8 protein-coding genes and 1 pseudogene are annotated in these 9,063 nt (G+C 64.1%); 1 reads left to right on the forward strand and 8 read right to left on the reverse strand.

Annotation, left to right across the window (positions count from 1 at the left end):
* Nucleotides 1–54 precede the first annotated feature (54 nt).
* The 6 genes from CQW31_RS06300 to CQW31_RS06325 form a co-directional block, all read right to left on the reverse strand.
* On the reverse strand, nucleotides 55–999 hold the full coding sequence (locus tag CQW31_RS06300) for a PDR/VanB family oxidoreductase (RefSeq protein WP_099814098.1): 945 nt from the start codon (nucleotides 997–999) through the stop codon (nucleotides 55–57).
* The gene (locus tag CQW31_RS06305; protein ID WP_099814099.1) at nucleotides 996–2,426 is read right to left on the reverse strand and encodes an amidohydrolase family protein; all 1,431 of its coding nucleotides are present in this window, start codon (nucleotides 2,424–2,426) and stop codon (nucleotides 996–998) included. Before CQW31_RS06305 ends, CQW31_RS06300 begins: the two co-directional genes overlap by 4 nt.
* A gap of 16 nt (nucleotides 2,427–2,442) precedes the next feature.
* The gene (locus CQW31_RS06310; RefSeq protein WP_099814109.1) at nucleotides 2,443–3,171 is read right to left on the reverse strand and encodes an ABC transporter permease; all 729 of its coding nucleotides are present in this window, start codon (nucleotides 3,169–3,171) and stop codon (nucleotides 2,443–2,445) included.
* Nucleotides 3,172–3,256: 85 nt separating this feature from the next.
* A complete protein-coding gene (locus tag CQW31_RS06315; RefSeq protein ID WP_099814100.1) occupies nucleotides 3,257–4,111 on the reverse strand; it encodes an ABC transporter ATP-binding protein in 855 nt (284 codons plus the stop codon).
* A 66-nt stretch (nucleotides 4,112–4,177) separates the two neighbouring features.
* The gene (locus CQW31_RS06320) at nucleotides 4,178–5,203 is read right to left on the reverse strand and encodes an aromatic ring-hydroxylating dioxygenase subunit alpha (RefSeq protein WP_099814101.1); all 1,026 of its coding nucleotides are present in this window, start codon (nucleotides 5,201–5,203) and stop codon (nucleotides 4,178–4,180) included.
* A 36-nt stretch (nucleotides 5,204–5,239) separates the two neighbouring features.
* On the reverse strand, nucleotides 5,240–6,259 hold the full coding sequence (locus CQW31_RS06325) for an ABC transporter substrate-binding protein (protein ID WP_099814102.1): 1,020 nt from the start codon (nucleotides 6,257–6,259) through the stop codon (nucleotides 5,240–5,242).
* A gap of 637 nt (nucleotides 6,260–6,896) precedes the next feature.
* On the opposite strand from CQW31_RS06325, the gene CQW31_RS06330 reads away from it, so the two are divergent.
* Nucleotides 6,897–7,703, forward strand: a complete 807-nt coding sequence (locus CQW31_RS06330) for an outer membrane protein OmpK (RefSeq protein ID WP_054887270.1) — start codon at nucleotides 6,897–6,899, stop codon at nucleotides 7,701–7,703.
* Nucleotides 7,704–7,922: 219 nt separating this feature from the next.
* On the opposite strand, the gene CQW31_RS06335 is transcribed toward CQW31_RS06330, so the two are convergent.
* Together CQW31_RS06335 and CQW31_RS06340 are read right to left on the reverse strand one after the other, a co-directional pair.
* Nucleotides 7,923–8,717, reverse strand: a complete 795-nt coding sequence (locus tag CQW31_RS06335; RefSeq protein ID WP_099814103.1) for an OBAP family protein — start codon at nucleotides 8,715–8,717, stop codon at nucleotides 7,923–7,925.
* Between the two features lie 219 nt (nucleotides 8,718–8,936).
* A pseudogene (locus tag CQW31_RS06340) lies at nucleotides 8,937–9,063 on the reverse strand (IS5/IS1182 family transposase); the annotation flags it as partial.

Below are 9,063 nucleotides of genomic sequence, written 5' to 3' on the forward strand. Positions count from 1 at the left end.
AAGTGCTCCCACAAGGGACTCGCGTGCACGGGCCATCAGCGCATTTGCGCGGGTTCAGGCGTCCAGCACCAGGCGAGCGCTGCGAGCCCCCGAGACGCAGGGTGCGATCCATTCGCCGCTGCTGCGCTGGGCCTCGCTCAGGCAGTCGTCGCGGTGCAACGGCTCACCCTCGACGACCTGGCACACGCAGGCACCGCAGATGCCCATGCCGCAGGAAACAGGCAGCTCCACCCCGGCTCGCGCGGCAGCCTGCACCAGGCTTTCGGCGGCGCGAAGCTGAACCTCAAGGCCGCTGCGCTGCAGCACCAGAACACAGTCGCCGGCGGCCTGGACTGGCACTTCGACAGGCCTGAAGTGCTCGCGGTGCAGTGCTGTGGCAGGCCAGCCGAGGGCCAGGGCGGTCTGTTCGACACCGGTCATGAAGCCGGCTGGCCCACAGCAATACACGCTGGCACCAGGCTGCCAGGCGGGCAGGTGCTCAGCCAGGTAAGCCTGGATCTGGGCAGCGCGCAGGCCCGGGAACACTTCAAGTTGCGGCCCTTGACGCGGGACAAGCGGTGCGTTGTGCAAGTGGCGGGTGAAATACAGCAGGCGCACCGCACGGCCCTGTTGCTGGCATTGCCGGTACATCGGCAACAACGGCGTAATGCCGATGCCTGCGGCCAGTAACGTCACCGGGCCGCTGCCTGGCTGCAGGGCAAACAGGTTGCGCGGCTTGCCGACTTCGACGCAGGCGCCCAGGCGCAGCTGCTCATGCAGCCATTGCGAACCGCCCCGCGAAGCGGGTTCTCGTTTGATCGCCAGGTTCAGGTGGCCGTCCTCGGGCAGGCTGATCACCGAATACTGGCGGACCAAGCCGTTGCCCAAGCGCAGATCGACGTGGGCGCCAGCAGCCCAGCTGAAGGGCAGCGGACCGCCACCGGCAACGCCCAGCTCGATACCCAGCACATCTTCGGCTTCCAGGCGCAGGGCGCGCACCTGCAGGGGAACCCAGCTCATGCCCTTACCCCCGCCGCCCGTTGCAGGCGAACCACGGCTTCGCGGGCCTGGTGGCCCAGTTCGGCGAGGTCGATGCCGGGCAGCGTGTCGTTTTCTACCCGCAACCGGCCGCCTACCAGCAATGCACGCAAGGTCGGCCGCCCGCCACCCACCACTGGCGCGATCCCCAAGTCATGCAAACCAAAGTAGCGGGGCTGGTCGAGCCGGTAGAGCGCCAGGTCGGCCGCCATGCCGACCTGCACGGTACCCACCGCTTCGAGCCCCAGCACCTGGGCCCCGCCAGCCGTGCCCCAGCGCACCACGTCTTCAACGCTGGCAGACTGCGCGCCGCCTTCGCCTGTGCCACCGGCGTAGCCGGGCAAGGCCCGCTCGCCACCCTTGGCGCGCTGCATCAACCAGGCGGCATGGGTTTCGCTGATCATGTCACAGGCTTCGTTTGATGCCGCCCCGTCCACACCCATCGAAATCGGTACGCCGGCCGCTTCCAGGGCGACGATATCGGCGATGCCACTGCCCAACCGGGCATTGCTCTGCGGGCAGTGGGCGATACCGGTGCCGGTTGCGCCCAGCAGCTGGATCTCCTCGCTACCGAGCTTGACCAGGTGAGCGAACCAGACGTCGCTCCCAAGCCACTCGTGTTCGGCGCAGAAGGCCACGGGCGAGCATCGATGACGGCGCTGGACTTCATTCTGGTACTCCACCGTTTCGCTCAGATGGCTGTGCAGGCGGATGCCCAGCTTGCGAGCGGTGCGGGCCGTTTCACGCAGGTGTTCGGGTGGCATCGAATAGGGCGGACTGGTCGGCGCCATCACCACGCGGCGCCACGCATCGGCAGCGCTGTCGTGGTAGGTGCGGACCAGGCGTTCGACGTCGTCCAGGTATTGCTCAAGGGTTTCCGGCCCTGCGCTCGTCGGCCCCTCGGCCTGGCGCACCTGGGTCGCGCCGCCGCGACACAGCACGAAGCGCAGGCCCAGCCGCTGGGCTTCCTCGAACAGGATCTGTGCGCTATCGAACGCCATGCCCGGCAGGTACAGGTAATGATGGTCGGCGACCGTGCTGCAGCCGGAGCGGGCCAATTCCACCAGGCCGATGCGCGCGGCCAGGCGCAAGCTGTGCTCGTCGAACAGCCCGCGGTAACGATAAGGCACAGCGCCCAGCCAGGCGCCGAGGTTCTGATCAATGCCTGCCGGGATGCCCTTGAGCAGCGACTGGAACAGGTGGTGATGGGTGTTCACCCAGCCCGGGTAGACGACGCAGTCGGTCGCATCGAGCACGTGCTCGCCGGGTTGTGGTTGCAAGGCGCCTAGGGCCGCAATGCGCCCTTCGGTGATGCGTATATCGGGCCCGGCATGCCGCGCTGCGGCGCCACGCAGGCCGGTGAGAATGGCGCTGGCGTTACGGATCAGCCAGCTGTCTGGATGCTTCATCGGGTTCTCCATGGGCTTAACCCAGTTCACTTTCGTGCCAGTGGCGCAGGCTCAGGCGAGCCAGCAGGGCCATCAGGCTGAACAGCGCGACGCCGGTCAGGGCGATCAGCACCAGGGCGGCGAACAACCGCGGGATGTTGAGCTGAAAGCCCGCTTGCAGGATCTGGTACGCCAGCCCCGCGCCACTGCCGCCCGTGCCGGCCACGAACTCGGCGACCACCGCGCCGATCAGGGCCAGGCCGCTGGCAATCCGCAGGCCGGCGAAGAAACACAGCAGGGCGCTGGGAATGCGCAGGCGCAGCAGCACCTGCCAGCGGCTGGCGCGGTTGAGGCGGAACAGGTTGAGCAGCCCGGGGTTGACGCTGCGCAGCCCCAGCACGGTATTGGCAATGATCGGAAACACCGCCACCAGGGTGGCGCAGATCACCAGCGCCAGTGTCGTGTCGCTGCACCAGATGATGATCAACGGCGCAATGGCTACCACTGGCGTCACCTGCAGCAGGATGGCGTAGGGGAACAGGCTGGCTTCGACCAGGCGGCTCTGCACGAACAGGAATGCCGCCAGGGTGCCGATGACCACGGCGAGGGCGAACGACAGGAAGGTGATCTTCAAGGTCATCCACAGCGCGCCCAGCAACAGCGGGCCGTCGCTGACCAGGGTGCGGCCGATGTCCGCCGGGGAAGGCACCAGGTAGGCCGGTACCTGCCAGGCCATGCATGCCAGTTGCCAGAGGCTCAGCAGCACGGCGCCGACCAGCAAGGGTGAAACGATGCGCAGTACGCCGGGGTGGCGTAGCCAGGGAGCGGGTAGTCTGTTCATGGCGTGGTTCTCAGGCATGCTCGCTGTTGGCCTGGGCCAGCAGCCGGGACAGGTGGGCACATTGGGCGATGAACGCCGGTGAAGTCCGATAGGCTTCGTCGCGCTCCAGCGGCCCCTCGATGGCGACATCGGCGATGACCCGACCGGGGCGGGCGCCCATCACCACCACCCGCGACGACAGGTAAACCGCCTCGAAGATGCTATGGGTGACGAACACCACCGTCAGGTCGCGCTCCGCCCAGAGGCGGCGCAGGTCGCTGTCGAGCTTGTTGCGGGTGAATTCGTCAAGCGCGCCGAACGGCTCGTCCATCAACAGCAGGTTGGGCTCGGTGGCCAGTGCGCGGGCAATCGATGCGCGCATCTGCATGCCGCCAGACAGCTCGCGCGGGTAAACGGCACCGAATGCACCCAGGCCAACCCGTTCCAGCGCCGCTTGCACCCTGGCCTGGCTTTGCGCGCGAGGCACACCCGCCAGGTCCAGGGGCAGCCGCACGTTGTCCTGCACCCTGGCCCACGGCATCAAGGTAGCTTCCTGGAACACCATCGCCAGGCGCTGGCTTGTCCCATCGCCCTGCGAGGCGCGCTCGGGGGCGTCCTTGCCCCACCAGCGCACATGGCCAGCTGAGGGTTGTTCCAGGCCGGCGAACATCTTCAACAACGTGCTTTTGCCGCAACCGGAGGGCCCCAGCAGCGAGACGAACTCGCCGCGCTGGATCGCCAGCCTGACGCGGCGCAAGGCGTGGGTGCCATTGCTGTAGGTCTTTTCCACCTGGTTGGCGAACAGCGGGGTCTCGGCGCTTATGGTATCGGCAGGCACGCGGGCCTGTGGTCGGGCGTCGGCTTCGGACAGGGTCTGTATCAACATGGGCGCGTTCCCATTTGGCTATGTGCGGTGGCAGAGGCCCCGGCGCACCGGGGCGCTGAACGGCATTCAATGGCTGGCGAACACTTCGCTTTCGCCATGGGCTTCGAGCAAGCCCAGCAATTGCCGGCGGATCACCAGGCCGGGCTTGTCAGAGGGCATGTGCAGCTCGACGCGCCGACGGGTATCGACGCAGGCGTCGGGGTCAGTGGCCTCGAGAATGTCGCGGTCCTCGGCGGTGATCGCCGCGTCCCAGTCGATCAGCGCCTGGGTCGAGCACTGTGCTTCGCTGTCGTTGCGGTACAGCCACTGCACCAGCATCAGGCGCCCGTCATCGATCGGTGTGGCGCAGTTGTAGATGATGTGATGGATGCCACTTTCCGGGTACATGCAGCCGAAGCGTCGCGAGAACGGCAGGTAATAGCGGTTGACCAGATGGCGCTCGGTGATCGGCGCACGGCTGCCGGTGATGGCGAAGCTGGCCTCGGGGTTGCGGACCGGCACGCGGGTCTCGGCTTCGAAACCGTAGTCGGTTTCGCGGAACGCGTAGCTGGCCGGTTGCGGCTGGTCGAACAAACCGAAATTGGCCTTGTGCACAAACGAGAAGTGCGAGTTGTCGAATGAATTTTCCATGACCCGCAGCGGGCTGGTTTTCCATTCTTCGTAGAACTGGAAGATGCGCCGGTAACCAGGGGCGCCATCCTCGGGGAAGTCGGGGATCGGCTGCAGCGGATCGTCCAGGGCCACCCAGGCATAGCCGTAACGTGCCTGGCAATGGTAAGCCTTGACGGCTGCCCCGGCAGGGATTGCCCCTGTCGGGTTCTGCGGGATCTTCACGCAGGCGCCCGTGCAGTCGTACTCCCAGCCATGGTAGCCGCAGGCGATGTTGCCGTCTTCGCTGACAAAACCTTTGGACAGCCTGGCGGTGCGGTGGCAGCAGCGGTCGCGCATGGCGACCGGCGTGCCGTCGGGGCGCTTCCACAGCACCAGGGCTTCCCCGAGCAGGGTGAAGGGCTTTGGCCCGTCGTCCAGGTCGGTCATCGGCAGAAGGGCGTACCAGAAGCGACGCAATACGGGTTGTTTGGTGACCAACATGATTCGGTTCCTTAGGGGTTCAAGTGCCTGAACGGGTCAGCGGCTGGCAGCCTGGTTGGTGCCGGGCAGCACATGGAGGTCCTGCACGAAGCGTGTGGTGTAGGCCTTCTGCCAGGGCGCGCCAACGCCAAGCAGGCCAGCCTCGACCATGAAATCGCGGGTCGCCTGCCAGCGCGCGTCACTCATGGTGCCAATGCCGTGGAGTGCCGCGTCGCCGCGGGTCAGCAACTGGTGTTGCTTGAGGGTCGAGACGCCCCAGGCCAGCAGTTCATCGCTCATGTTGGGGTTGTCACGCTTGATCAGCGCATTACCTGCGGCGGGGTTGTCCAGATAACGCTTCCAGCCCTCGAGCGAGGCGCGCACGAACGCAGCGACGCGCTGCGGGTGCTGATCGATGAGGTCCTGGCGGGTGGCGACGGTCGAGCCGTAGGGCGGGTAACCCGCATCGGCGAACAGGAAGAAGTTGGGCTGTTGGCCAGCCTTGATGGCCTGGAACAGCTCTGAGCTGGCGTAGGCCTGCTGGGTGGTGTCGGCGCCTGCGAGGAAGGGCTGCAGGTTGAAGGTATAAGGGCGGGCCTGGCTGTCCTGCAGCTGGTACTTGCCCTTGAGCCAGGGCCACCAGGTTTGCTGGCCGGACGTCGATACCAGGACCTGCTTGTTGTTCAGCCCGTCCAGGCCGGAGACGTCGGCGTGGGTCATCAAGCCCTGCGGGTCACCCTGAAACGGCGCGGCCACCGCCACTACCGGCAGGCCTTGCTCCACGCTCTTGAGGATCTGCAGGTCATAGTTGACGATGAAGTCGGCTTGCCGGCTGACCAGCAGCTGCATGCCATTGACCTGCGGGCCACCCATGCGGATGGTCACCTCCAGCCCTTCTTTCTCGTACAGACCTTCGGCCAGGGCCTGGTAAAAGCCGCCCTGTTCAGCCTGGGCGTACCAGGAGGTCAGCAGCACGACCTGATCGCCGGCCATGGCCGCAGGCGCGCCCACCAGCAGCACACCGAGCCCTGCCAGCAGCGAGCGAAGCGGTTGAGTCAAGCCAAAGCGGTTTTTCATGATTGTTCTCCACCTCGATTCGAAATCCGTCGGGGGCCCTGGTCGGCCCCTCGGCGAGAAGCCCGAGTGGAGAAGCGACGCAACTGGAGAAAGGCGAGCGTTCACGACTGACACTGCTCTCTTGCCCCGGGGCCGACGGCCCGCGTGCAATCATCCACCCGGATGTACGCCCGGTCAGGGGCGCAAGAGCAATGTCCCGTGCCTGGTTCGGGCACTGACCGCTTCTACTCGGAAGTCTGTTTAGCCAGAAGCGTGCCAGCTTTTGCAAGCCGCTCACTCCGGGCCAATGGCGGCTTGCCGCGTGCAGCCGGGGCAGGGCAGTGGGCCGCAACGGTGCATCCGGGCGGCTGACAGCGCCAATAAGGTGCTGCAACGGCAGCGTGGATGGTATTCAGTGTTGGCTTTGATTGGCCACAATCGACACTCTCAGCTGTATTCGATCTACTGGCACGCGCCCTGCAAGGGCAGGCCCGAGTAGAAGCGGTCAGTGCCCAGTTCGGGCATGGGACATTGCTCTGGCGGCTTTATGCCGCGCACCCGGCAAGGGTGGCGCCATGCGTTGCTGCGTGGCCAGAGACGAGGTCTGTCCGTTATCCCTTGCCGGTAACCCTCACCGACCTCGACCCAAGGGATAGCCATGAAACTCAACCCTCTCGCCTGGTTCTGCCACGGCTTGCTGCCGCTCTGCAGCCTGGCCACTGCCACCGTCCAGGCCGCTCCGCTGATGTGGAGCGACAACAGCCTCAGTTACCTCTACGGCCACAACTACAAGGTCGATGGCACCGGCAACGACATCCAGCAAACCATCACCTACGAACATGCCAGCGGCTGGACCTGGGGGGATGTGTTCCTGTTCGTCGACAACAAATGGTCGAACGGCTTGTCCGGTAAGGAGGGCTACACCTATTACGGGGAGTTTTCACCGCGGCTGTCGCTGGGCAAGGTCAGCGGGCAGAACCTGCGCTACGGCGTGATCAAGGATGTGCTGATCGCCGCCACCTACGAGCGTGGCGAGGGGCGCATTCGCCGGTACCTGCTTGGGCCAGCGGTGGACCTGCTGCTGCCAGGGTTCGATCGCTTTTCGCTCAACACCTACTATCGCAAGCCCGATGGCATCACCGGCAAGGCAGCGGGGCAGTGGCAGATCAACCCGACCTGGGCGATGACGCTTCCGTTGGGCCGTTCCGACATTCTGTTTGACGGGTACCTTGAGTGGTATGTGAATGACGTCGGCCGCAAGGGCACCTCGAACTACGTGGCCAAGAGTTTTCACTTCAACCCGCAGATCAAGTACGACGTCGGTAAAGCGCTGGGGTACACGGCCAAGCGCTTTTACGCTGGTGTGGAATGGGATTACTGGTCGGACAAATATGGGATCGAGGACAGCCACGGGTTTCCGACCGACCAGAATGCGCTGAGCGTATTGTTCAAAGCGCATTTTTAACGCCGCAATGGCACGCGCTTGCCGCCCGACAAGCGCGAACCGGGCTCTAATGAGCGGTCATACAGGACGTAGCGGACGGCACCTAGGAGGCAAACGGGACCGTCATGAACCTTACTGACTTCGTGGCAAAGGTAGGGTTTGAACATCTGCAGCATGCTCGCAATTAGCAGGGTCGGTTTACCAGAACAGTTGAGCAAGGCATGACGCCAGCGCGTCCCGCTACTGGCTGGAGCGACTGTTTGTTTTCTCTGGTGTCGATGCCGCGGGCCGGTGCAGGTGATCACCGGTTGGATCGGTGATTTGAATGACGTTGCCATGCTGCCAGCCATCCGCACCGGGATCACGTGCCGGTATTCGAATACCGGCCCGCTGCGCCTTGTTTCTGGACGTATCGACGCCCAAGCGCCGATTGCGCTGCGCGACCATCGCAGCGTCAGCCTGGCCATCGGCGGTGAAGCCCATCATCAATTGCGGCACACCGACAGGCAGTGCTTTGTCCTGGTCGGTATGCCAGGTGTGCCATGTCTTGCCATAGGTATGTGCCAGGCGCTCCATCAGGGCATGCTCGGCTGGCGCGGGTATGCCTGGAGCGATCAACTGGCCAGAGGAGACCTCATAGCCATGGCTGTGCCACATTGCCTTTTCCTTGGCCGGCAGCGACGCGAAGAGTTTCTCATCGATGATGTACTCGACACCCATGATTTTCGCGCCCTTGGTGTTACCGTCAAAGATGACGCACTGAATGACATCCTCATTCAGAATTGAGCAGTAGTGATGCGCTTCCATCTGCACATCCGGGTGGCCGTTATAGAAGTGAAAGCCATCCAGATAGGCGTTGATTGCTTCAATGGGTGGCTTGGATTGCAGCGTCGCAGCGCCGGCCTCCAGCAGCTGCGTTTCAGCCGACTCGGGCCTGCCTGGAGTCACCACAGGCGACTTGGTCTCGGCAGCGGAACAAGCCCACAACAGAGTGCAGGTAAGGGGAAGGGATATCGATTTGAGTAACTGGCGCATGAGCGTGCCTCTGGCAATTGTTTCTAGAGGACAACCCAAGACGGGCAAGCGGACAGATCAATGGACGAATGGCTGGATCTGTTACAGGCCCGGTAAAGCTCTTTATAAGATTTAACGAGTGGGCGATGTCGAATGTTCATAAGCGCCACAATAGCGCTCGATTACTCGCTCAGTGCTGCTGAGATGAACGCACCTGTTCATCGATTGGTGTTCATAGATCTAGGCTCTGTACGAAAAGAGATGTCGCAAACACCGCATGGAGCAAGCCAGTGAGACCATGGCGGCATAACTTTTCGCGAGCTTGTCGAAGCGGGTCACGATCCGGCGGTTCTCTTTCAGCCAGCCG

Source organism: Pseudomonas sp. 382, assembly GCF_002759075.1.
Classification (GTDB): Bacteria; Pseudomonadota; Gammaproteobacteria; order Pseudomonadales; family Pseudomonadaceae; genus Aquipseudomonas; species Aquipseudomonas vlassakiae.

Coding starts and splice junctions, on each gene's coding strand:
- CQW31_RS06300 (WP_099814098.1), bottom strand. CDS start 999: ATGAGCTGGGTTCCCCTGCAGGTGCGCGCCCTGCGCCTGGAAGCCGAA.
- CQW31_RS06305 (WP_099814099.1), bottom strand. CDS start 2,426: ATGAAGCATCCAGACAGCTGGCTGATCCGTAACGCCAGCGCCATTCTC.
- CQW31_RS06315 (WP_099814100.1), bottom strand. CDS start 4,111: ATGTTGATACAGACCCTGTCCGAAGCCGACGCCCGACCACAGGCCCGC.
- CQW31_RS06320 (WP_099814101.1), bottom strand. CDS start 5,203: ATGTTGGTCACCAAACAACCCGTATTGCGTCGCTTCTGGTACGCCCTT.
- CQW31_RS06325 (WP_099814102.1), bottom strand. CDS start 6,259: ATGAAAAACCGCTTTGGCTTGACTCAACCGCTTCGCTCGCTGCTGGCA.
- CQW31_RS06330 (WP_054887270.1), top strand. CDS start 6,897: ATGAAACTCAACCCTCTCGCCTGGTTCTGCCACGGCTTGCTGCCGCTC.
- CQW31_RS06335 (WP_099814103.1), bottom strand. CDS start 8,717: ATGCGCCAGTTACTCAAATCGATATCCCTTCCCCTTACCTGCACTCTG.